The sequence below is a fragment of the Bacillus cereus group sp. MYBK101-2 genome (assembly GCF_051918845.1).
Classification (GTDB): Bacteria; Bacillota; Bacilli; order Bacillales; family Bacillaceae_G; genus Bacillus_A; species Bacillus_A paranthracis.
Map to the genome: position 1 here is coordinate 300438 of NZ_JBQAIE010000001.1, position 22795 is coordinate 323232.

Consider the following 22795-nt stretch of genomic DNA (forward strand, 5'->3'; position numbering starts at 1 on the left):
GTTACGCTGTGATCCAAGCTTCGTTAGCTGGATTTTTACGCCACTCTTGTAATTTTTTCGTTTCAGCTTGTCCGATCATACCTTTTTCTGCTGCTACTTCAGTTAATGCACTGTAGTCGCTTAAAGAGTATGATGCTACGTTAGCTGCTTCTAGTTTTTCTTTTCCTGCTTCTAGCTCGTATGTGAAGATTGATACGATTCCTAATACTTCACAGCCAGCTTCACGAAGTGCTTCTACACATGTAATTGCACTACCGCCAGTTGAAATTAAGTCTTCTACTACTACTACCTTTTGACCTTTTTCAGCTTTTCCTTCAATTTGGTTCCCTTTACCGTGACCTTTTGCTTTACTACGTACGTAGCACATTGGTAAATCCATACGATCGCTTACCCATGCAGCATGCGCAATACCAGCAGTTGCTGTTCCTGCAATAACTTCTACAGTTGGGAAGTGCTCTTTAATTAACTCTTCTAATCCAGCTGCAATCGCTTGACGTACTTTTGGATAAGATAAAGTTAAACGGTTATCACAATAAATTGGTGATTTCATACCTGAAGACCAAGTGAATGGATCATTCGGTTGTAAAAATACTGCTCCAATTTCTAATAAATGCGATGCGATTTCTTTTTTCATACTGTTACACCTTCCCACTGTTTTTTTACTGTTTTATACGCTTCAAGCGGATTTTCTGCTTTTGTAATACTACGTCCAACTACGATATAGCTTGAGCCAAGTTCCCTCGCACGTTTCGGTGTTGCTACGCGCACCTGGTCATTTACATCATCGCTCGCAAGACGAATCCCCGGTGTTACTGTTACAAATTCATTTCCGCATACTTCACGTAATTTTGGAACTTCAAGTGTTGAACAAACAACGCCATCAAGTCCACTTTCTTTCGTTAGTTTTGCATAATGAGCAACCGCTTCTTCTAACGTTTTCTCAATGCCGATCTCTTTTTTCATCATAGCTTCCGAAGTGCTTGTTAGTTGTGTAACTGCAATACAAATCGGTCTCTCTTTTCCTTCTTGCTTACCTTCCTCTAATCCCTCAATCGCAGCTTTCATCATACTGCTTCCCCCAGCAGCATGAACATTTACCATATCAACATCTAGACTAGCTAGGCTACGCATAGCGCTTTTTACTGTATTCGGAATATCATGAAGTTTTAAATCTAGAAAAATCTTATGTCCTTTTTCTTTTAAGTACGTAATAATCGCAGGGCCTTCTTTGTAAAATAACTCCATACCAACTTTGACAAATAACTCTTCCCCTTCAAAGTGGCGCAAGAATTGTTCTACATCTTGTTTCCCTGGAAAATCTAATGCAACGATTAACGACTGTGACATGTTTGCTTCCAGCTCCTTCCTTGGCATTCCGAAATGTGATCAAATCCTAATTCATCTAGTAACGCTGGTAACTCTTCAATAATTGTCGGACATACGAACGGATCGATAAAGTTCGCTGTACCTACTGCAACTGCGCTTGCGCCAGCGTAGAAGAATTCGATTACATCTTCCGCTGTTTCAATACCACCCATTCCGATAATTGGAATGTTAACCGCTTGGCTTACTTCATGTACCATACGAATTGCTACTGGCTTAATCGCAGGACCTGATAATCCACCTGTACGGTTTGCTAAAATTGGTTTAGCTGTTTTTAAATCTAGACGCATACCAAGCAATGTATTAATCATCGTTAAACCATCGGCACCTGCATTTTCAATCGCTTTTGCGATTTCTACAATGTTTGCCACGTTCGGTGACAACTTCACGTATACAGGTACTTCAGAAACCTCTTTTACTCGCTTCGTTAAATCAGCAGCAATTTCAGGATTTGTACCAAAGGCGATACCACCTGTTTTTACGTTCGGACAAGAAATATTTAATTCTAGTGCATGGACATTAGGCGCTTTAGAAATTTCCTTTGCAACCGCTACGTAATCCTCAGCTTGTGAACCTGCAACGTTTGCAATGATTGGAAGGTCAAATTGTTCTAACCATGGTAATTCAGAATTCATTACTTTTTCTAATCCTGGGTTTTGAAGTCCGATTGCATTTAACATGCCACCCGGTGTTTCAGCAACACGAGGCGTCGGATTTCCATAGCGTGGTTGTTCTGTCGTCGCTTTAATCATGATTGATCCTAGTACACTTAAATCGTAAAACTGTGCATATTCACGACCAAATCCAAAGCATCCAGATGCCGGTATAATTGGATTTTTTAATGATAATCCTGGTAATTCAACTTGCAATCTGTTCATAGTACAACCTCCCCGATTGGAAATACTGGTCCGTCGCTACACACCTTCTTGTAAGAATGTCCACTTGGATCTTCTTGTAAGTGGCATACACATGCGAAACAAGCTCCAATACCACAGCCCATACGTTCTTCTAATGAAATATAGGCTTTTTTCTCTTTGTAACGTCCTTCTAATGCACGAAGCATCGCTAACGGACCACATGAATAAAGAATATCAAAGTCAATTCCATAATGATCAATTACATCTGTGACAAATCCTTTTGTACCGTGTGTACCGTCTACTGTCGCAACGTACGTATCACCAAGCTCTGCAAATTTTTCTTCATAGAAAACGACATCTTTCGTTTGGAAACCTAAGATGTGAATCACACGTACACCTTTTGCAACGAGGCGCTGTGATAGTTCATAAAGTGGTGGTACACCAATCCCCCCGCCTACTAGTAAAGCTGTTTGACCAGCTTCTGCTTCTTCTACAGGAAAACCGTGTCCTAATGGTCCTAATACATCTACCATTTCACCTTGTTTTCTAGTTGCTAATGTTTTTGTCCCTTGTCCTTCCGCACGATATAGCATTGTAAATTCGTTCTTCTCTTGATCTACATTACAAATACTAATTGGGCGGCGCAGAAGGGGCGCAATGCCCTCTGCTACCTTAATGTGTACAAACTGCCCTGGTTCGTTCATTTGCTGTACTAAAGTTCCTTGAAGCACTAATTCGTAAATGTTCTTTGCGATTTCTTTTTGATTAACGACGATCATATTTTGCTTTTGCATCATGCATGTACCACCTCGTGACGCTTTGTTTGCGTAATTTCTTTCATTGAATGAGCTGAGAATGTCATAGATTCTAATACTCGTAAGATTGCTCTCGTTGTATCAAGTGATGTTAAGCAAGCTACACCATTTTCTACTGATTCACGGCGAATGCGGAAACCATCACGCGCTGGTTGTTTGCCTTTTGTTAATGTATTGATTACAAACTGTGCTTTTCCTTGGCGGATAATATCTAGTAAGTTGTAGTCCTCAGAATCAATTTTGTTTACAACTTGTACTGGGATATTTTGCTCTGTTAACGATTTTGCTGTTCCAGCTGTTGCTAATAAGTTATAGCCGATTTCATGGAAACGTTTTGCAATTTCCATCGCCTCTTCTTTATCTTTATCCGCTACAGTAATGATTACTGATCCGTGCGTTGGGATGTTAATTCCAGAAGCAACTAACCCTTTGTATAATGCTTTTTCAAGCGTTAAATCTTTACCCATTACTTCCCCTGTTGATTTCATTTCAGGTCCTAATGTTGTATCCACTGAGCGTAGTTTCGCGAATGAGAATACCGGAGCTTTTACATATACTTCTTTCTCTTCTGGGTGATAGCCCGTTCCGTATCCTTGCTCTACTAGGTCTTGCCCTAGAATAACTTTCGTTGCAACGTTTGCCATTGGTACACCTGTAATTTTACTTAAGAATGGTACTGTACGGCTCGCACGTGGATTTACTTCAATTACGTACACTTGATCTTCGAATACTACAAACTGGATATTTAGTAATCCAACAATGTTTAATCCTTTTCCAAGTGCAATTGTATGTTCAATAATTTGTTCTTTTAATTTTTCAGATAAGCTTTGTGGTGGATATACTCCAATTGAGTCACCAGAGTGAACTCCAGCGCGTTCAATATGTTCCATAATACCTGGAATGAATACATTCTCACCGTCTGAAATTGCATCTACTTCAATTTCTTTACCGACCATGTAACGGTCGATTAATACTGGGTGATCTGCGTGAACTTTAACTGCATTTTTCATGTAGTGCAGTAGTTCTTCTTGACGATATACGATTTCCATCGCACGTCCACCTAGTACGTAAGATGGTCTTACTAATACTGGGTAACCAATTTCTTCTGCGATTGCTACCGCTTGTTCTACAGTCGTTGCTGTTTTACCAACTGGTTGTGGGATACCAAGTTTTGTTAAAGCAGCTTCGAATTTATCACGATCTTCTGCACGGTCTAAGTCTTCAAGTGATGTTCCTAAAATCTTCACACCATGTTCTTCTAATTTTGCCGCTAAGTTAATCGCCGTTTGTCCACCAAACTGAACGATAACACCTTCTGGCTTTTCTAAATCGATGATGTGCATTACATCTTCAATCGTTAATGGTTCAAAGTATAATTTGTCAGAAATACTGAAGTCTGTTGAAACAGTTTCTGGGTTATTGTTAATGATAATCGCTTCATATCCAGCTTCTTTAATTGCCCATACTGAGTGAACTGTTGCATAGTCAAACTCAACACCTTGACCAATGCGGATCGGACCAGATCCTAGAACTACTACACTCTTACGATCTGTTACAATTGATTCGTTCTCCTCAGCGTATGTGCTGTAGTAATACGGTGTTGCAGATTCAAACTCTGCCGCACAAGTATCTACCATTTTGAATACTGGCGTCATATTATTTTCTTTACGCATATCGTAAATTTCGCGCTCCGTTTTGTTCCAAGCTGCTGCGATGTAGTGATCGCTGAAGCCCATTTCTTTTGCGGTTTGTAGTACTTCCATATTTCCTACATTCGCTTTTACTTCGCGTTCCATATTTACGATGTTTTCAACTTTTTGTAAGAAGAAGAAGTCCATTTCACACCATTCGTTAATTTCTTCTTTCGTTACACCTTGACGAATTGCTTCTGCTATGATAAACAGTCGCTCATCATCTGCTTTAATAATGCGTTTTTTCATTGTTTCTTTATCAAGTTCTTTTAAGTGGTCTAATTCTAAGTGATAAATGCCAAGCTCTAAAGAACGAACCGCTTTTAATAATGATTCTTCTAAGTTACGTCCGATTGACATAACCTCACCAGTTGCTTTCATTTGCGTTCCAAGTGTTCTGTTCGCTGATTCAAACTTATCAAATGGCCAGCGTGGAATTTTTGAAACAACATAGTCTAATGCTGGCTCGAAGCAAGCGTAAGTTTTTTGTGTTACTGGGTTTACGATTTCATCTAATGTTAAGCCGACTGCAATTTTCGCTGCTAATTTCGCAATTGGATATCCAGTTGCTTTAGATGCTAATGCAGATGAACGACTTACACGTGGGTTTACTTCGATTACATAGTATTGGAAGCTATATGGATCTAGTGCAAGCTGAACGTTACATCCACCTTCAATTCCTAGTGCACGAATAATTCGTAATGAAGTGTTACGTAACATTTGGTATTCACGGTCGCTTAACGTTTGGCTCGGTGCTACAACGATTGAATCCCCTGTATGAACACCAACTGGATCAATGTTTTCCATGTTACATACTACAATCGCGTTATCATTTGAATCACGCATTACTTCGTATTCAATTTCTTTACAACCAGCAATACTTTTCTCTAATAAACATTGTGTTACTGGGCTATGCTTTAAACCACTTGTTACGATTTCAATTAACTCTTCTTCGTTATGGCAAATTCCGCCGCCCGTTCCGCCTAATGTGAATGCTGGACGAACGATTACTGGATAACCAATTTCGTTTACAAAGCTATATGCTTCATCAAGGTTATGAATGATTTCACTTGGTGGTGTTGGTTCATTTAAATCTTGCATTAATGTACGGAACAAATCACGATCTTCCGCTTGCTCGATTGCCGATAATTTTGTTCCTAAAATTTCAACTCCGCACTCTTCAAGTACGCCTGATTTTGCAAGTTCAACAGCCATGTTTAAACCTGTTTGACCACCTAATGTTGGTAAGATTGCATCTGGACGTTCTTTACGAATGATTCGGCTTACGAATTCTAATGTTAAAGGCTCAATGTATACTTTATCTGCTGTTGCAGTATCGGTCATAATTGTTGCTGGGTTAGAGTTAACAAGGATTACTTTGTAACCTTCCTCTTTAAGAGATTGACAAGCTTGTGTACCAGAGTAGTCAAACTCCGCTGCTTGCCCAATTACAATTGGTCCCGATCCGATTACTAAAATTGTGTTAATGTCTAGGCGTTTTGGCATAACTCTTCCCCTTCTTTCTTGAAGTTTTCAATCATTGTTAAGAAATCTTCGAATAAATCATTTGCATCTTCTGGTCCTGCTGAAGCTTCTGGATGGTATTGTACTGTAAATGCAGGGAACTTCTTATGACGAAGGCCTTCTACTGTTCCATCATTTAAAGCAACATGTGTAATTTCAAGTTCTGTATTTTCAACTGATTCTTCTTCTACTGCGTAACCATGGTTTTGAGATGTAATTGCTACTTTTCCAGTTGCAAGATTTTTTACTGGATGGTTTAACCCACGGTGGCCGAATTTTAACTTACTTGTATTCGCACCAGATGCTAGAGCGAACAATTGATGTCCTAGGCAAATTCCGAATAAAGGAACTTTACCGATAATGTCTTTTAACATTTCAATTGCTTCTGGTACATCTTTTGGATCCCCAGGTCCGTTACTTAGCATAATCCCATCTGGGCTAAGGCGTAAAATTTCTTCAGCTGTTGTGTTGTAAGGAACTACAATCACATCGCAATCACGTTTATTTAATTCTCTTAAAATACCATGTTTCATACCGAAGTCTACTAGTACAACGCGATGTCCGCGGCCTGGGCTTGGGTATGGATCTTTCGTTGATACGCGTTTCACATGATCTGTAAATACTGTCGCTTTTAATTGACTCACGATGTATTCTACATCTGCATCCATATTACAAAGGCGTCCGCGTAATGTACCGTATTGACGAATTTTTCTCGTTAATTTTCTCGTATCAATCCCTGCTAATCCTGGGATGTTTCTTTCTTTTAAGTAGTCATTTAACGAAATTTCATTACGGAAGTTTGATGGGTGATCACAAATTTCGTTTACGATTAAACCATTTACAGATGGGTGAATCGATTCAAAATCGTCACGGTTGATGCCGTAGTTTCCGATTAATGGGTACGTGAATGTTACAATTTGACCGCAATATGATGGATCAGATAATGTTTCTTGATATCCAGTCATTCCTGTTGTAAATACAACCTCACCTGACTTTTCGATTTCTCCTCCGAAACCTGTTCCAATTAATACTGTTCCATCTTCTAAGATAAGTTGTCTTTTCATACTAATGCACTCTCCTTTTGCCATGCGATCTTACCACCAACGATTGTCATTACCGGCCATCCTTGGCATTTCCAACCTGCGAATGGTGTATTTTTTCCTTTTGATAAGAATGTTGTTGGGTCAATCTCTTCTTCTTGTTCTAAATCAATAATTGTAATATCAGCTGTTCTACCTTCTTTCAGGCGACCTGCTTCTAAGCCGAATGTATCAGCTGGCTTTTCTGTTAAGAATTGAATTAATTGTTCTAATGTAATAATTCCTTTTTTCACAAGGTTTGTGTATAAAAGCGGGAATGCTGTTTCAAAACCAGTAATTCCGAATGGTGCTCTTTCAATTCCTTGTGCTTTCTCTTCTGCTGTATGCGGTGCATGATCAGTTGCGATCATATCGATTGTTCCATCTAATAAACCTTCAATTAATGCTGCATGATCTTCTTTTCCACGAAGCGGTGGGTTCATTTTAAAGTTAGGGTCAGCTGATGGGATATCATCTTCACATAACACTAGGTGATGTGGTGTTACTTCTGCTGTTACTTTAATTCCAGCGCGCTTTGCATCACGGATTACACGTACAGAGCCTTTCGTACTTACGTGACATACGTGATAGTGACAATCTGCCGCTTCAGCAAGCAGTATATCCCTTGCAATATGTACAGATTCACATACTGATGGGATACCGTTTAATCCGTGTTTCTCAGAAAACTTCCCTTCATGTACACAACCTTTATTAATAAGAGTATTCTCTTCACAGTGCGCAACTACTGCCATATTTAATTTCGCTGCACGTTTCATAGCAGCTAACATCATGCTAGCATCTTGTACGCCTACACCGTCATCAGTGAAAGCAAATGCTCCAAGTTCTTTTAACGTTTCGAAATCTGTCATTTCAGAACCCGCTTGACGTACTGTAATTGCTCCATATGGTAATACGTTAACATGCGCTTTTTCTTTAATACGATTTTGTAAGTCTTCCATATGTTCTCTACAATCTGGTACTGGGCGTGTATTTGGCATTGCACAAATTGTAGTGAATCCACCTTTTGCCGCTGCTAGTGTACCTGTTTCAATTGTTTCTTTATGTTCACCACCTGGTTCACGAAGGTGTACATGTACATCTACTAATCCAGGTGCGATTAACTTTCCGTTCACATCGATTACTTCAGCATTATCTGCCGTAATATTTTCTGCTACCTTAGCGATTTTACCGTCTTGTACGAGAAGATCTGTTGCTACGATTTTTCCTTCTTCATTCATATAACGACCATTTTTAAACAAGTAATTCATGTTTCATTCCTCCTAATACATTTGGTAAGGCGCGTTTTAGTACAGCCATTCTTACGTAAACTCCATTTTCCATTTGTTTAAATATGCGTGAACGCTCACACTCAACAAGTTCACTTGCAATTTCAACATCTCGGTTTACAGGAGCTGGATGCATAATAATGCTTCCTTCTTTCATACGCTGTTCTCTTTCCACTGTTAATCCGTGTTTCTCATGATACTCTTTCATAATGTCTGTTTCATAATGATCATGACGCTCATGTTGTACACGAAGTAACATCATTACATCCACTTCTGGAACAAGCTCATCTAATGGTTTGTATGTTCCAAATGTGTTGTCTTCATCTTTCCACTCTTCTGGACTTGCGAAGTAAATTGTTGCACCCAGTTTCGTTAATGCTTCTGCATTCGAACGTGCTACTCGGCTATGACGAACATCTCCTACTATCGCAATCTTCAATCCTTCAAATCTTCCAAACTCTTGTTTAATTGTAAGAAGGTCGAGTAAGCACTGCGTTGGGTGGTTTCCACATCCATCTCCAGCGTTTAAGATTGGAATATTCACCTGATCTTTTAGTTCATCGAAGTAGCGATCTTGCTCGTGGCGGATGACCACTGCTTTTGTTCCGATTGATTCTAGTGTTCTTATCGTATCGTATAATGTTTCTCCTTTTTGTACGCTAGATGCATCAGCTGAAAAGTTTAAAACATCAAGTCCTAATCTCTTCTCAGCAACTTCAAAGCTAAATCTTGTTCTCGTACTATTCTCAAAGAACAAGTTTGCAACAAAAGTTTGCTCTGTCGTTTTGCTTTCTTTCCCATTCGCAAAATCTTCTGCGTCTTTTAGGATTTCTGAAATTTCTACTTCCGATAATTCACTCATCGTTAACAAATGGCTCATCGTCATCCCTCATCTTTCTGATTTTTATGTTACCACTTTTGTATTTTTATAACAACCTTTGCATAAAAATACCCTAGTCATGTGAGACTAGGGTGCAAGAAAGAAGCCACCCTTTCCAGTCTCACAGGACTGAATTAAAAGGTTATTATTATGAAGCAATCTGCTTAGATCGTTTTATTTGTTTCGTTTCCGGTAGTAGTAAATTTAGCAGTACACCTACAATTGCTGCTAGTGCCATTCCTTCTACTTGGAATGATTCTCCTACGTGAAGTACCGCTCCACCAATACCGATTACTAGTATTACTGATGCAATCATTAAGTTTCGTTTGTCACTTAAATCTGTTTTATCGTCTACCATCATACGTAATCCGCTTGATGCGATTACACCGAATAGTAAGATGGATACACCACCCATAACTGGTGTTGGTATCGAATGAATCAGTGCAGAAATCTTACCGATAAATCCGAACATGATTGCGAATACAGCTGAACCGATGAATAAGTATACACTGTACGCTCTTGTAATTGCTAGCACACCGATGTTTTCACCATACGTTGTATTCGGTGGTCCACCAATTAGTGATGCGATTAATGTTGCTACTCCATCACCGAAGATTGAACGGTGTAAACCAGGTTTTTCAATTAAATCTCTTTTAATAACATTTCCTAGTACAATTTGGTGTCCGATATGTTCTGAAATTGTTACTAGTGCTACTGGTACCATCAAGAGTACGATCTTCCATGAAAACTCTGGTGTGTATGTTACAAATGGTACTGTGAAATCTGGTACAACAAACCATTTTGCCTCAGCTACCGGCTTTAAGTCTACTAGCCCTTGGAAGTAAGCGAAAATATATCCGCCGATAATGCCAAGTAACACTGGTATGATACTGAAAAATCCTCTTCCGAATATTGAGCAGATAATTGTAATTGCTAATGTTACTAATGCCACTGAAAAGTGTGTAAAGCTATATTTGCCATCCGCACCGTTCATCGCCATGTTAACTGCTGTATGTGCTAATGCTAAACCGATTACCATTACTACCGGGCCAACTACGATTGGTGGTAGTAATTTCATAATCCACTTTGATCCTGATTTCTTAATTCCGATTGAGATTAAGATATACACAAGCCCTGCTAGCAACCCACCAAGCATTGCTGCTCCCGGTCCACCTGCCGTTTTTGCTGTTATAATCGGTGCGATAAAGGCGAATGATGATCCTAGATAGGCAGGTACTTGACCTTTCGTTATAAGAAGAAACGCTAACGTTCCTAATCCACTTGATATTAATGCTACTGACGGATTCAATCCTGTTAAAAACGGAACAAGCACTGTTGATCCAAACATCGCGAACAAATGTTGTATACTTAAAAATAACCATTTTCCCGGTTTCGGTACTTCATTAACGTCTAACACTGGCTTTTGTTCCATTGTTACATCCTCCTTCAGTTTAAATCTTTGCAATAAAAAAACTCTTTGTGCCTGTGCACAAAGAGTCCTACACTTTCGTATGCCAAATTTGACATATGAAAGCCAAGACCCTTTGGCAGCCTCACAGGACTACATTTAAAAGGGCTTTACTTATCGTATATGCTTACTCGATCTTGTTGATCTGTCTCTTGCAAATCAACTTCGATACGCTCTTCACTTGATGTTGGAATGTTCTTTCCTACATAATCAGCGCGAATTGGTAGTTCACGATGACCTCTATCAACAAGAACCGCCAATTGGATTTGTGATGGTCTACCTAAATCCATCAGAGCATCCATTGCTGCTCGAACTGTTCTACCTGTATATAATACATCATCTACAAGGATAACTTTTTTCTTCGTAATATCTACAGGGATATCAGAACCTTTTACAAGTGGTTCTTTATTTTTCGATTGTAGCGTTAAATCATCACGATATAACGTAATGTCTAGCTCTCCAACCTCTATTTCTTTTCCTTCAATTTGACCAATTCGTTCTGCCAAACGTTGTGCAATAAAAATTCCACGAGTTTTAATTCCGACAAGAACACAATTATCGACACCTTTATTTCGTTCCACAATTTCATGACTAATTCGTGTTAAAGCGCGGCGAATCATTTGGTCATCTAAAACGACAGCTTTCTCTTGCATGCTCTACACCTCCAAGCTTTTTTCTTGCGTGAGAGTAATGGTATAAAAAAAGTCCTCTCAGCGTGTGCGAGAGGACTTTTGAAAAAGGGTATAGCATACCCTATGCATTTCAAACCGTTACCTTCTCAACCTCACGGGGCTGTGTTAAAGGATCATTATTTAACTGTTGTCAGTATCTCAGTTTTCTTATGATTTGTCAATACTATTTCCGTAAAATATTTAATGCATCTTCAAATACTTCTGGAATCGGTGCCTCAAACTGAATATATTCACCAGTACGAGGATGATCAAAGCCTAAAATACCTGCATGAAGTGCTTGTCCGTTCATATCTAATGTTTTCTTTGGTCCATACTTTGGATCTCCTGCAAGTGGATAGCCAATATATTTCATATGAACACGAATTTGATGTGTACGCCCTGTTTCTAAGCGACATTCTACAAGTGTGAAATCTTTGAATCGCTCTAACACTTGGAAATGCGTAACAGCATGCTTACCATTTTCATCAACCGTCATACTTTGGCGTTCTTTCTTATCACGAGCAATCGGAGCATCAATCGTTCCCTTATCGTGCGGAATAACACCGTGTACAATCGCTTTGTAACGTCTCGTTACTGTTTTTGCTACAAGTTGATTTACAAGTGATTCGTGTGCCATATCATTTTTAGCAACCATTAATAGACCAGACGTATCTTTATCAATACGATGCACGATACCCGGACGCATCACACCATTAATGCCTGATAAGTCTGTACAATGGTGCATAAGACCGTTCACAAGTGTACCACTTGTATGACCTGGTGCTGGATGCACAACCATACCACGCGGCTTATTAACAACAAGTACATCTGCATCTTCATAATAAATTTCTAAGTTCATATCTTCTGGCTGAATATCTAACTCTTCTGGCTCAGGAATCGTCACTGTAATTTCATCATTTTCTCTAACTTTATAATTCCCTTTTACAGCTTTTCCATTAACTGTAACAACGTCATCTTTAATCCATTGTTGTACTTGTGTACGTGACCATTCATTATTTATTCCTGCAACGAATTTATCAATTCGCTCGTTTTTTTGTTCTTCTGCAACTGTTACTTGTACTACTTCACTCATTCAATTACTCCTTCGTTTTCTTGCCTTCTAATAATGTTTGAATAATAATTAATACAACACCAATACATAATGCTGAATCAGCGATATTAAATACTGGATAGTTATACGAGAAAATATACACGTGAATGAAATCCACTACTTCTTGTCTAAATACACGATCAATAAAATTACCAATTGCTCCGCCTAAAATTAGACCTAATGAAATTCCTAGAAGCTTGTCTGTTTTTGCATATTTTTTCATATAAAATACGATAAATGCTACAAAAACGACTGTAATAATGTAGAAAAACCACATTTTATTTTCTAAAATACCCCAAGCAGCTCCTCTATTTCGATGTGATGTTATGTATAATACATTATCGATAATCGGAATACTCGTACCCAATTCCATGTTCTTTACAATTAGCCATTTCGATATTTGATCGATGGCAATGACAAATAACGCTATTACATAATATATCATTTTCATTTCCCCCACAAAGACAGTGTACCTCAAAATTTTAGCATAGCTGCCACCTTTTCACAATGAACCTTTATAGAAGAATAAAATAAATTTAAAAAAGGTAATATAATATCGTTGTGCACATTCATACATTTACTTTTTCATAGAAAAATTCATGAATGGTACGTGCAGTCGGCATCGTTTTCATTTGTTTTACCGACATTACTCTCCCTGTATCTTCACAAATACCATACATATCTATTTCCATTTTAAATAATGCACGTTCTACATCTTTTAAATCCTCTTTTATATCATGTAATAAAAGTTTTTTCTTTATCTCTTCCTTAATTTCATACCCAAGCTCTTCGCTAAACTCTGTATTATATTTGTACATAACCTCTTTAGCTAGCCTCTCTTGTAACTCTTTTCGCATCAATTGCAATTCTTCTTTGATTTCCATATACATTTCATTCACGTGTACATTCCTCCCAGTTGCAATGTACGATTAGTGTGTCCGAAATTTATATGCTTACCTCTCACACATTTTTCCTTCATAGGAAAGAGAGTGAAAGTTATTTCAATATACTGTTAACCAAAAAAATGACTGCACTTTACGTGCAGTCACCCCTTATTATTTTACATAATTTTCTTTAACAACCGTTGCACAACGCTCACATAATGTTTCATGTTCAGCATCTTTACCAATTGTTTCTGAAACTACCCAACAACGTTCACATGTTTCACCAGTTGCTTGAACAACAACAACCGCTGTATGTTCATACTTCGGTGCATCTGCTGGCGCTTCTTCCATCATGCCACCAAGTTTGTACTCAGAAACGATGAATAATTGCTTTAAGTCTTCGTTAATAGACTCTAACATAGCTTTCATTTCTGCAGTTGGATATAGCGTAATACTTGCATTTAATGACTTACCGATTACCTTTTCATTACGAGCTACTTCTAACGCTTTTAATACGTCATCACGCAATGTCATAAACGCATCCCATTTTGTTTTTAATGCTTCTGCACCATCTAATTGTGTAGCTTCTGGCATATCAGTTAATTGTACACTTTCTTCTGTTACACCTGGAATGTATGGCCATACTTCATCAGCTGTATGCGGTAAGATTGGTGTTACAAGTTTCGTCAATGCAACAAGAACATCATATAATACAGTTTGAATTGCACGACGATCTTCATGGTTCGCACCTTCAATGTATAAAATGTCTTTTGCAAAGTCTAAGTAGAATGAACTTAAATCAATTGTACAGAAGTTATGAATTGCATGATATACAGCAGCGAAGTCGTATGTCTCATATGCTTCTTTTACTTTTGTAATTAAGTCATTTAATTTCACTAACATGTAACGATCTACTTCACGAAGTTCAGCTATAGCTACTGTATTTTCACTTGGCTTAAAGTCGTCTAAGTTTCCTAACAAGAAACGGAATGTGTTACGGATTTTACGATACACTTCTGCTACTTGTTTTAAAATATCATCCGAAATACGTACATCAGATTGATAGTCAACAGAAGATACCCATAATCGTAAAATATCTCCGCCTAATTGATCCATAATTTTCTTCGGTACGACGATGTTACCAATCGACTTACTCATTTTACGTCCTTCACCATCTAATACGAAACCGTGGCTTAGTACGCCTTTATATGGCGCTTTTCCTGTTACAGCAACTGCTGTCGATAATGAAGAGTTAAACCAACCACGATATTGGTCAGATCCTTCTAAATATAAATCTGCTGGACGTTGTAAGTCATTGCGCTCTTCTAATACCGCTTGGTGAGAAGAACCTGAGTCGAACCATACATCCATGATGTCTGTTTCTTTACGGAATTCACCATTTGGGCTACCTGGATGTGTAAATCCTTCTGGTAATAGATCTTTCGCTTCACGCTCAAACCATACGTTAGAACCGTGTTCACGGAATAAATCAGCTACATGGTTAATTGTTTCATCCGTAATGATTGGATCACCATTCTCAGCATAGAATACAGGAATTGGCACACCCCATGCACGTTGACGAGAAATACACCAGTCACCACGGTCACGAACCATGTTATGAAGACGAGTTTCGCCCCATGCTGGTACCCATTTTGTTTCCGCAACAGCTTCTAATAACTCTTTACGGAATGCTTCAATAGATGCAAACCACTGTGCTGTCGCACGGAAAATAATAGGTTTTTTCGTTCTCCAATCATGTGGATATGAATGCGTAATGAATGTTAGCTTCAGTAATGCGCCTACTTCTTCTAATTTTTCTGTAATTGGCTTGTTAGCTTTATCATAGAATAAGCCTTCAAATCCAGGTGCTTCCTCTGTTAATACACCTTTATCATCAACTGGGCAAAGTACTTCTAAGCCATACTTTTTACCAACAATAAAGTCATCTTCCCCGTGTCCTGGTGCTGTATGAACACAACCTGTACCTGCATCTGTTGTTACGTGATCTCCTAGCATAACTAATGAATCACGATCGTAGAATGGATGCTTTGCAACTGTATACTCAAGCTCACTACCTTTTACTGTTTTCACAACTTCAGCGTTTTCCCACTCTAACGTTTTTGCAACTGTCTCAAATAGTTCAGAAGCAATAATATATTTTTCATCATTTACTTTTACAATAGCGTATTCAAGTTCTGGGTGAACAGAAATACCTAAGTTTGCAGGCAACGTCCAAGGCGTTGTTGTCCAGATAATGTATTTCTCATCACCTTCTAATACGTTCTTTCCATCTTTTACAGGAAATGCTACGTAAATAGATGCAGATTTTTTATCTTGGTATTCAATTTCAGCTTCTGCTAAAGCTGATTCACTCGTTGGTGACCAATAAACTGGTTTTTGTCCTTTATAGATATAACCTTTTTTCGCCATATCACCAAACACTTTAATTTGTTGTGCTTCATATGCTGGCTCTAAAGTAATGTATGGGTTATCCCAATCAGCACGTACACCTAAACGCTTAAATTGCTCACGCTGACGTTCTACTTGTTCATATGCATACTCTGCACATAACTTACGGAACTCAGCAACTGTCATTTCTTTACGCTTCACACCTTTATTTGTTAAAGCTTGTTCAATTGGTAAACCGTGTGTATCCCAACCTGGGACATATGGTGCACAGAAACCAGTCATTGATTTATAACGAACGATAAAGTCTTTTAATACTTTATTTAATGCATGTCCCATATGAATGTCACCATTCGCATATGGAGGTCCATCATGCAGTACAAATAAAGGACGACCTTTCGTATGTTCTTGTACCTTTTCATAAATATTCATTTCCGCCCACTTTTCTTGCATTGCAGGCTCACGTTTTGGTAAATTCCCACGCATCGGGAACTCTGTTTTTGGCATTAGTAATGTATTTTTGTACTCCATGCTCAATTCCTCCTTACATGTATAAAAGAAAGACCTAAAAAACGGAATAAAAAAGAGACTTTCTCATCCCAAAAAGGGACGAGAAAGTCTCCCGCGGTACCACCCTAGTAGATTCTATACGTATGTATACAATCCTCTTTATATTCTTAACGCGAATATACGCCTACGCTTACTCTATTTGTTCAGCGCGGAACTCCAGGGTGATATTCCCATTATCTCCTTATCCTGAGCTTACACCATCCTCAGTTCGCTATATAAGGTATGAAAAAGGTACTTATCCCTATCTTCGTTTTTCTTAATAAATATGTTGTTTAAAATTATATGTAATAATGAGAAAAACGTCAAGCTTACACTGTTTCTTCTTTTTTCAACAGCTCGTCTACTTCGTCTTCTAACTCAATTAGCTTATCCCAATCATCGTTGTTTAACATTTCAAGCTGTGTTTCTAATAACATACGGAAACGAGTGCGGAATACTTTCGCTTGTTTCTTTAGCTCTTCAATATCAAAAGCAACTTTTCTTGATTTTACTAAAGCTTCGTTAATAATACGGTCTGCATTCTTTTCAGCTTCACGTACAATTAATTTCGCTTCTTTTTGGGCATTACGTTTTACTTCTTCCGCTGCTTCTTGTGCAACAACGATAGATTTGTTTAACGTATCTTCAATATTAGAGAAATGATCTAACTTCCCTTCTAATTGTGCAACTTGTTCTTCTAAAGCTTTTTTCTCACGAATGACTAATTCATAATCTTTGATAATTTGATCAAGAAACTCATTTACTTGATCCTCATCATAGCCACGGAATCCGCGACCAAATTCTTTGTTATGAATATCTAATGGTGTTAACGGCACAACGCCACCTCCAAGTAGTTATCTAAATTTCCTCTTTCAATTATATCTTTTCTTCGACAAAATAGGAGGATTTCCTTCTAAAAAACCAATCATTTTAGTATACCATACAAAATTCTCCATTTGTCGCGCTTTGTTCTACCTTCTACAGAAAACAATTTACTGCGTCCATATCCTCTCACTGAAAAAACATCTCCTGGATAACATTCATAAGAGGTTTGCTCCACTGTTTTCCAATTCACTTTTACTAAACCATTTTTTATGAAAGGTTGTACTTTTTGCCTAGATATATGTAACATTTCAGCTAACATAACATCTAAACGAAGTGAAGAAACCGTTCCGGATTTCTCCCCCCACGTTTCTTGTATCTGTAGAATTTTTTCCCTTTGCACTGGTGATAAGGAGACTTTCACTTTTCCTATAGATTGTAAGTTCATCTCAATATAAGATACAACTTCTTTCGCGACTACAATTTGGGCACGATCTTCTTGAAGCAAAATATCACCACATTTTTCTCTCGTTAAACCGAGAGACATAAATGTACCTAATATTTGCCTATGCTCTAGCGTATAAAACTTGGAAGGATAGTCAATTTCCAATACTTCTACTTGAAATTCCTCTTCATTTATTACTAGATAGTCCGGATAAATGAGTGCTCTTTTGCGCTCTGCTTGAGACGTTGCACCATCAAATTGTACAGCAACATCTCCTTGTCCTATTACCATCGTGACAATTTGTTGTTGTCTTGGATCAAGAAAGTCTGTTAACTTCACTTGATGGTACTCTGCTGCTCGCTTCCACTCTAACACTTTATCCACAAAGACCACTTCATCAGGTCTAAAATGCTCGTAGATGCTCATGTATTTAACCTCTTACTATAAGAAATAGCCGAATAAAGTTACTAAACCACTTGTAGCAAGTCTCAACGCAAAAATCGCAACAAGTGGTGAGATGTCAATCATACCAAGCGGCGGAATAAATCTGCGAAATGGTTCTAAATACGGTTCACAAATACGGGCAAGAAAATCTCCGAAAGTTGATTCCTTTGCACCTGGGAACCATGATAGGAGAATGTAAATAATAAGTGCCCACGAGTAAATCTCGATAGCAGTAACTAAAAGCCTTAAAACTGTTTCCATGGCGTATTACCACCTCTTTATATTTGTGTCTTCTTCTTCACCGAATAACTCTGAAATTGCACCAACTATATCTACATTTTCAGGCGTACACATAAATGTTTTCGGTCCTATTTTTTGAATGTCCCCGCCTATAGCGTATACAGTACCACTTAAAAAGTCAACGATACGTACAGCTTGATCCGTAGACATTCGTTGTAAATTAATTACAACAGCTCGTCTACCTTTTAAATGGTCCGCAATTCCTTGCGCTTCCGAATATGTGCGTGGTTCTAATAAAACAACTTTTGAGGATTGCTTCGCTGTTTCAATGCTCACAACATTTTGTTTCGTTTGCGCTTTTGGAAACGTAACATCTTGTTGTTCTGGCGGATCTTGCTGCTTCTTCATGTCCGTTTGCTCCTTTTCATAACTATATTGAGCTGCTTCTTTTTCTTCAGGTGTATCAAAAAAGAAGTATTTTACTTTTGACCAACTCATAATAAGATTCTCCTTCCTTTTACGCTTTTCCTACTAAAATCGTCCCCAAACGAATGTATGTAGCACCTTCTTCAATTGCAATGGTGTAATCATTAGACATTCCCATTGATAATTCTTTACATGGCGCATGTAATAATTCTAACTCCTGCACCTTTGTTTGTAGCATACGTAATGTCTTAAAACAGCGTCTGATTTCTTCCTCTTCTTCTGTAAACGGAGCCATTGTCATTAGTCCAACCACTTCAATCTTATCCAATTCTTGCAAACTTTGAATAAAAGAAACGGTTTCTTCTATTGCCAATCCTTGCTTTGATTCTTCAGATGATGTTTTCACTTGAATAAAACATTTCACTTTCTTATCCGCACGTTTTTGAATTTCTTTTGCAAGTGAAAGACGATCTAATGAATGTAAATAATCGATTTCATTAATGATTTCTTTTACTTTTCTCGTTTGTAATGATCCAATAAAATGCCAATTCACTTTTGAACCGAAATGTTCATACTTCTGTAAGAAACCTTCATTTCTATTTTCACCTAAATCGATAATTCCTGCTTCAATTACTTCGTTTGTTTTTTCAATTCCTACCGTTTTTGTAACTGCAACGAGTTTAATATCTTGCAAAGAACGTCCCGCTCGCGCGCAAGATTGTTTAATTGCTTCGTTTACAGTTGTTAAATTTTTTTGTACTGTCACTTGCTTTCATCCTCCTTAAAACCTATGAAACTCAACATTCTCCCTGTCTTACCTTGATCACGACGATGAGAGAAAAACAGTTGTTCTTCACAGCTTGTACAAAGAGATGACATTACAATATTCTCTTCTTTTATGCCTGCTTGTACACATAATATACGATTAATTTCTTTTAAATCAATTGCGTACTGTCCGTCTGAAACTTTTTTATAAGGAACAGAACCGTTTACTACTTGCTCTGCTGCTGTTAACACTCGATCATCAACAACGTAACAACAAGATCCAATTGCTGGTCCAATCGCAACATGAATTTCATCACTCGAAATCCCTTCTGCATTCCATTTTTGAATCATTTCTTTTGCAATCTCTTTTACAGTCCCTTTCCATCCAGCATGCGCAAGTCCTATCATACCATGTGATGGTGCATAAAAATAGAGTGGAACACAATCCGCATAACAAGATGTTAAAAGAACATCATTATTAGTCGTATAAATGCCATCTGTTTTTGAAATGCCGTCTTCATATGAATAAACGCCACTTCCTTTTTCCTGTTGTCCTACTTTTTCAACATGATGATCATGAACTTGTTCAGAGCAAATCCAGTTTTCTAATGGTTTTTGTAACTTATTTGCTAAAATGCGTCTATTTTCATGAACGTTCTCGGCAATATCATTCACATGTAATCCTAAATTCATTGCATGAAAGGAGCCCGTACTTACCCCACCATCTTTTGTCGTAAATCCAGCAGTAATGTTTCCAAGTTCTTTCCACGCTTCTAAATACAGTATACCGTCCACATATTTAAATGGTTCTCTCATAAGGCTGCTCCTTTTAATTAAAATAACATAAAAAAGCATGGTACTTCCTGTCTATTTTACCATACTTTTATTTTTTCATAATCCTAACAGAAAAAAAAGAGGAATTTGTAATATTCTTTATGAAATTGTCGGTGTTTGTATTGATTCTGTTACAGAATTAACAGGATTTACTCTAACAAGTATGACATCTTCCCCAATTTTCACAATTTCTTTCCAAGGAATTACAATTTCTACGTCTTTCCCAAAAATCCCAAACATACGTGCCTGTTTAGAAATAATAATAGAATCGATCTTCCCTGTGTTCATATCAATTTCAATATCACCAATATTACCCAGCCTTTTTCCGTCTGAAACATTTATTATATCTTTCATCTGCAATTCCGAAATTTGTATCACTTTCATCCTCTCCCTTATATATGACGAATCGAAAAAAAATTGTTTCACAAATGAACAGGAAGCACCCTCTTACCAACCTCATATTATTTTCATTATATGAACACAACTATCCTACTATGAGCGCAAACAAACTATATGACATATAAAAAGGTCTCACCATAAATGGTGAAACCTTATCCTTGAATCGTCTTATTCATTTGTTTAATAGCTGATTTCTCTAAACGTGACACTTGTGCTTGAGAAATCCCAATTTCTTCTGCAACTTCCATTTGTGTTTTTCCTTGGAAGAAACGTTTTCGAATAATCATTTTCTCACGATCATTTAAACGCTTCATTCCTTCTTTTAGAGCTAACTCTTCAACCCACTGCTCGTCCTTTTGCTTTTCATCACTTAACTGATCCATAACAAAGATAGGATCCCCCCCATCGTTATAAATCGGCTCAAATAATGAAACTGGATCTTGAATTGCATCTAAAGCAAAAACGATTTCTTCATGAGTCACTTCAAGCACTTTTGCAATATCCATTGCTGTTGGTTCTTTTGAATTTTCTGCAATCAACTTTTCTCTTACTTGTAACGCTTTATACGCAATATCTCGTAAGGAGCGAGATACGCGAATCGGATTGTTATCACGCAAATATCTGCGTATTTCCCCAATAATCATCGGCACAGCATACGTTGAAAATTTTACATTTTGGCCTAAATCAAAATTATCAATGGATTTCATAAGTCCGATACAACCAACTTGAAATAAATCGTCAACATATTCTCCTCTGTTATTAAATCTTTGGATGACGCTCAGTACAAGACGTAAGTTTCCATTCACTAATTTCTCTCTTGCGCTTATCTCTCCACTTTGCATTTCACGAAATAATTTACGCATTTCATCATTTTTTAGTACGGGAAGTTTAGCTGTATCAACACCGCAAATTTCTACTTTGTTTCTCGTCAAAGTGTTCCCTCCTATCGGGAGTTGCTGTACAGTGTAAAGTATTTCCTTTGAAGGGGATTTTATGCATGCGGTTTTCTCTTCATTTTTCATTTTCGTTGTCTCTCCTCATACAACGAAAGAGAATAAGACCAGCCTACATAACGGCTGGTCTTATTCTTTACACCATTTTATTAAATTCTTTTCGTAACCTTTTTATGATTCTTTTTTCCAAACGCGAAATGTATGACTGTGAAATCCCAAGCATATCTGCTACATCTTTTTGCGTCTTTTCCTCTCCTCCAGCGAGCCCAAACCGAAGTTCCATAATTTGTTTTTCACGATCATTCAATTGATGTAATGCTTTCATTAGAAGATGACGATCAACAGTAGCTTCTAAATCTTTTGTAATAATATCATCGTCTGTCCCTAATACATCTGATAATAAAAGTTCATTCCCGTCCCAATCGATGTTAAGTGGTTCATCAAAAGAAACTTCTGAACGATTTTTATTATTGCGGCGTAAATGCATTAAGATTTCATTTTCGATACAACGTGAGGCATATGTTGCTAATTTTATTTTCTTTTCTGGATTAAATGTATTTACCGCTTTAATAAGCCCGATTGTTCCAATGCTAATCAAATCTTCAATATTTATCCCTGTATTTTCAAACTTTCTTGCTATATATACGACTAGCCGTAAATTACGTTCAATCAGTAACGACCTTGCCGCCTGATCTCCTTTTGGCAATTTATTTAATAAAACTTCCTCTTCTTCTTTCGTTAACGGCGGTGGTAACGCTTCACTTCCACCAATGTAATAAATTTCATCGGTCTTAATTCCTAATTTCAACAATACTTTATACCAAAGGTATACTAAATAAAATTTTAATTTCATCATATTATCC

The 22795-nt window shown here is 37.6% G+C and carries 23 protein-coding genes and 1 other annotated feature; all 23 genes read right to left on the minus strand.

Features of this window, described 5'->3' with window-relative positions:
• Nucleotide 1 precedes the first annotated feature (1 nt).
• A complete protein-coding gene (gene pyrE, locus ACTFSI_RS01435; RefSeq protein WP_000711449.1) occupies nt 2-634 on the minus strand; it encodes an orotate phosphoribosyltransferase in 633 nt (210 codons plus the stop codon).
• Nucleotides 631-1347: an orotidine-5'-phosphate decarboxylase gene (pyrF, locus tag ACTFSI_RS01440; RefSeq protein WP_000083494.1), complete on the minus strand. Its 717-nt coding sequence runs from the start codon at nt 1345-1347 to the stop codon at nt 631-633. The genes pyrE and pyrF overlap by 4 nt, the downstream gene beginning before the upstream one ends.
• Nucleotides 1332-2261, minus strand: a complete 930-nt coding sequence (pyrD, locus tag ACTFSI_RS01445; RefSeq protein ID WP_001081057.1) for a dihydroorotate oxidase B catalytic subunit — start codon at nt 2259-2261, stop codon at nt 1332-1334. Before pyrD ends, pyrF begins: the two co-directional genes overlap by 16 nt.
• Nucleotides 2258-3037 (minus strand): dihydroorotate oxidase B electron transfer subunit, encoded by a 780-nt coding sequence (gene pyrK / locus ACTFSI_RS01450; RefSeq protein WP_000983358.1) that lies wholly within the window; start codon nt 3035-3037, stop codon nt 2258-2260. Before pyrK ends, pyrD begins: the two co-directional genes overlap by 4 nt.
• The gene (gene carB, locus ACTFSI_RS01455) at nt 3034-6252 is read right to left on the minus strand and encodes a carbamoyl-phosphate synthase large subunit (RefSeq protein WP_001126112.1); all 3219 of its coding nucleotides are present in this window, start codon (nt 6250-6252) and stop codon (nt 3034-3036) included. The genes pyrK and carB overlap by 4 nt, the downstream gene beginning before the upstream one ends.
• Nucleotides 6237-7334, minus strand: a complete 1098-nt coding sequence (locus ACTFSI_RS01460; protein ID WP_000828682.1) for a carbamoyl phosphate synthase small subunit — start codon at nt 7332-7334, stop codon at nt 6237-6239. The genes carB and ACTFSI_RS01460 overlap by 16 nt, the downstream gene beginning before the upstream one ends.
• A complete protein-coding gene (gene pyrC / locus ACTFSI_RS01465) occupies nt 7331-8617 on the minus strand; it encodes a dihydroorotase (RefSeq protein WP_001108374.1) in 1287 nt (428 codons plus the stop codon). The genes ACTFSI_RS01460 and pyrC overlap by 4 nt, the downstream gene beginning before the upstream one ends.
• On the minus strand, nt 8601-9515 hold the full coding sequence (pyrB, locus tag ACTFSI_RS01470; protein WP_000018853.1) for an aspartate carbamoyltransferase: 915 nt from the start codon (nt 9513-9515) through the stop codon (nt 8601-8603). The genes pyrC and pyrB overlap by 17 nt, the downstream gene beginning before the upstream one ends.
• 148 nt (nt 9516-9663) lie before the next feature.
• The gene (gene uraA, locus ACTFSI_RS01475; RefSeq protein WP_138321227.1) at nt 9664-10947 is read right to left on the minus strand and encodes a uracil permease; all 1284 of its coding nucleotides are present in this window, start codon (nt 10945-10947) and stop codon (nt 9664-9666) included.
• Nucleotides 10948-11093: 146 nt separating this feature from the next.
• The gene (pyrR, locus tag ACTFSI_RS01480) at nt 11094-11636 is read right to left on the minus strand and encodes a bifunctional pyrimidine operon transcriptional regulator/uracil phosphoribosyltransferase (protein ID WP_001156487.1); all 543 of its coding nucleotides are present in this window, start codon (nt 11634-11636) and stop codon (nt 11094-11096) included.
• A 202-nt stretch (nt 11637-11838) separates the two neighbouring features.
• A complete protein-coding gene (locus ACTFSI_RS01485) occupies nt 11839-12747 on the minus strand; it encodes an RluA family pseudouridine synthase (protein WP_000005838.1) in 909 nt (302 codons plus the stop codon).
• Between the two features lie 4 nt (nt 12748-12751).
• A complete protein-coding gene (gene lspA / locus ACTFSI_RS01490) occupies nt 12752-13210 on the minus strand; it encodes a lipoprotein signal peptidase LspA (RefSeq protein WP_000642177.1) in 459 nt (152 codons plus the stop codon).
• A gap of 124 nt (nt 13211-13334) precedes the next feature.
• The gene (locus ACTFSI_RS01495; RefSeq protein ID WP_001004664.1) at nt 13335-13664 is read right to left on the minus strand and encodes a molecular chaperone DnaK; all 330 of its coding nucleotides are present in this window, start codon (nt 13662-13664) and stop codon (nt 13335-13337) included.
• A 156-nt stretch (nt 13665-13820) separates the two neighbouring features.
• On the minus strand, nt 13821-16586 hold the full coding sequence (gene ileS2, locus ACTFSI_RS01500) for an isoleucine--tRNA ligase (protein ID WP_000455926.1): 2766 nt from the start codon (nt 16584-16586) through the stop codon (nt 13821-13823).
• A 71-nt stretch (nt 16587-16657) separates the two neighbouring features.
• Nucleotides 16658-16882 (minus strand) — a binding site (T-box leader).
• A 51-nt stretch (nt 16883-16933) separates the two neighbouring features.
• A complete protein-coding gene (gene divIVA, locus ACTFSI_RS01505) occupies nt 16934-17440 on the minus strand; it encodes a septum site-determining protein DivIVA (protein ID WP_001131612.1) in 507 nt (168 codons plus the stop codon).
• An 89-nt stretch (nt 17441-17529) separates the two neighbouring features.
• Nucleotides 17530-18297, minus strand: coding sequence for an RNA-binding protein (locus ACTFSI_RS01510; RefSeq protein ID WP_000029726.1), 768 nt, complete (start codon nt 18295-18297; stop codon nt 17530-17532).
• Nucleotides 18298-18312: 15 nt separating this feature from the next.
• Nucleotides 18313-18576, minus strand: a complete 264-nt coding sequence (locus ACTFSI_RS01515; protein ID WP_000450919.1) for a YggT family protein — start codon at nt 18574-18576, stop codon at nt 18313-18315.
• 6 nt (nt 18577-18582) lie between these two features.
• Complete coding sequence (locus ACTFSI_RS01520) at nt 18583-19053, minus strand: cell division protein SepF (RefSeq protein WP_000119138.1); 471 nt, start codon at nt 19051-19053, stop codon at nt 18583-18585.
• Nucleotides 19054-19072: 19 nt separating this feature from the next.
• Entirely contained in the window at nt 19073-19747 is a 675-nt protein-coding gene (locus ACTFSI_RS01525) for a YggS family pyridoxal phosphate-dependent enzyme (RefSeq protein ID WP_044791556.1), read from the minus strand.
• Nucleotides 19744-20562, minus strand: coding sequence for a peptidoglycan editing factor PgeF (gene pgeF / locus ACTFSI_RS01530; protein WP_001209002.1), 819 nt, complete (start codon nt 20560-20562; stop codon nt 19744-19746). Before pgeF ends, ACTFSI_RS01525 begins: the two co-directional genes overlap by 4 nt.
• 117 nt (nt 20563-20679) lie before the next feature.
• On the minus strand, nt 20680-20964 hold the full coding sequence (locus ACTFSI_RS01535; RefSeq protein WP_001998116.1) for a YlmC/YmxH family sporulation protein: 285 nt from the start codon (nt 20962-20964) through the stop codon (nt 20680-20682).
• Nucleotides 20965-21131: 167 nt separating this feature from the next.
• Nucleotides 21132-21911 (minus strand): RNA polymerase sporulation sigma factor SigG, encoded by a 780-nt coding sequence (sigG, locus tag ACTFSI_RS01540; protein ID WP_000197753.1) that lies wholly within the window; start codon nt 21909-21911, stop codon nt 21132-21134.
• 157 nt (nt 21912-22068) lie between these two features.
• Nucleotides 22069-22788, minus strand: coding sequence for an RNA polymerase sporulation sigma factor SigE (gene sigE / locus ACTFSI_RS01545; RefSeq protein ID WP_000976948.1), 720 nt, complete (start codon nt 22786-22788; stop codon nt 22069-22071).
• Nucleotides 22789-22795: the final 7 nt, after the last annotated feature.

Excerpts from the sequence above, each read along its gene's own strand:
- pyrE (WP_000711449.1), bottom strand. The coding sequence starts at position 634 with ATGAAAAAAGAAATCGCATCGCATTTATTAGAAATTGGAGCAGTATTT.
- pyrF (WP_000083494.1), bottom strand. The coding sequence starts at position 1,347 with ATGTCACAGTCGTTAATCGTTGCATTAGATTTTCCAGGGAAACAAGAT.
- pyrD (WP_001081057.1), bottom strand. The coding sequence starts at position 2,261 with ATGAACAGATTGCAAGTTGAATTACCAGGATTATCATTAAAAAATCCA.
- pyrK (WP_000983358.1), bottom strand. The coding sequence starts at position 3,037 with ATGATGCAAAAGCAAAATATGATCGTCGTTAATCAAAAAGAAATCGCA.
- carB (WP_001126112.1), bottom strand. The coding sequence starts at position 6,252 with ATGCCAAAACGCCTAGACATTAACACAATTTTAGTAATCGGATCGGGA.
- ACTFSI_RS01460 (WP_000828682.1), bottom strand. The coding sequence starts at position 7,334 with ATGAAAAGACAACTTATCTTAGAAGATGGAACAGTATTAATTGGAACA.
- pyrC (WP_001108374.1), bottom strand. The coding sequence starts at position 8,617 with ATGAATTACTTGTTTAAAAATGGTCGTTATATGAATGAAGAAGGAAAA.
- pyrB (WP_000018853.1), bottom strand. The coding sequence starts at position 9,515 with ATGAGCCATTTGTTAACGATGAGTGAATTATCGGAAGTAGAAATTTCA.
- uraA (WP_138321227.1), bottom strand. The coding sequence starts at position 10,947 with ATGGAACAAAAGCCAGTGTTAGACGTTAATGAAGTACCGAAACCGGGA.
- pyrR (WP_001156487.1), bottom strand. The coding sequence starts at position 11,636 with ATGCAAGAGAAAGCTGTCGTTTTAGATGACCAAATGATTCGCCGCGCT.
- ACTFSI_RS01485 (WP_000005838.1), bottom strand. The coding sequence starts at position 12,747 with ATGAGTGAAGTAGTACAAGTAACAGTTGCAGAAGAACAAAAAAACGAG.
- lspA (WP_000642177.1), bottom strand. The coding sequence starts at position 13,210 with ATGATATATTATGTAATAGCGTTATTTGTCATTGCCATCGATCAAATA.
- ileS2 (WP_000455926.1), bottom strand. The coding sequence starts at position 16,586 with ATGGAGTACAAAAATACATTACTAATGCCAAAAACAGAGTTCCCGATG.
- ACTFSI_RS01510 (WP_000029726.1), bottom strand. The coding sequence starts at position 18,297 with ATGAGCATCTACGAGCATTTTAGACCTGATGAAGTGGTCTTTGTGGAT.
- ACTFSI_RS01515 (WP_000450919.1), bottom strand. The coding sequence starts at position 18,576 with ATGGAAACAGTTTTAAGGCTTTTAGTTACTGCTATCGAGATTTACTCG.
- ACTFSI_RS01520 (WP_000119138.1), bottom strand. The coding sequence starts at position 19,053 with ATGAGTTGGTCAAAAGTAAAATACTTCTTTTTTGATACACCTGAAGAA.
- pgeF (WP_001209002.1), bottom strand. The coding sequence starts at position 20,562 with ATGAGAGAACCATTTAAATATGTGGACGGTATACTGTATTTAGAAGCG.
- ACTFSI_RS01535 (WP_001998116.1), bottom strand. The coding sequence starts at position 20,964 with ATGAAAGTGATACAAATTTCGGAATTGCAGATGAAAGATATAATAAAT.
- sigE (WP_000976948.1), bottom strand. The coding sequence starts at position 22,788 with ATGATGAAATTAAAATTTTATTTAGTATACCTTTGGTATAAAGTATTG.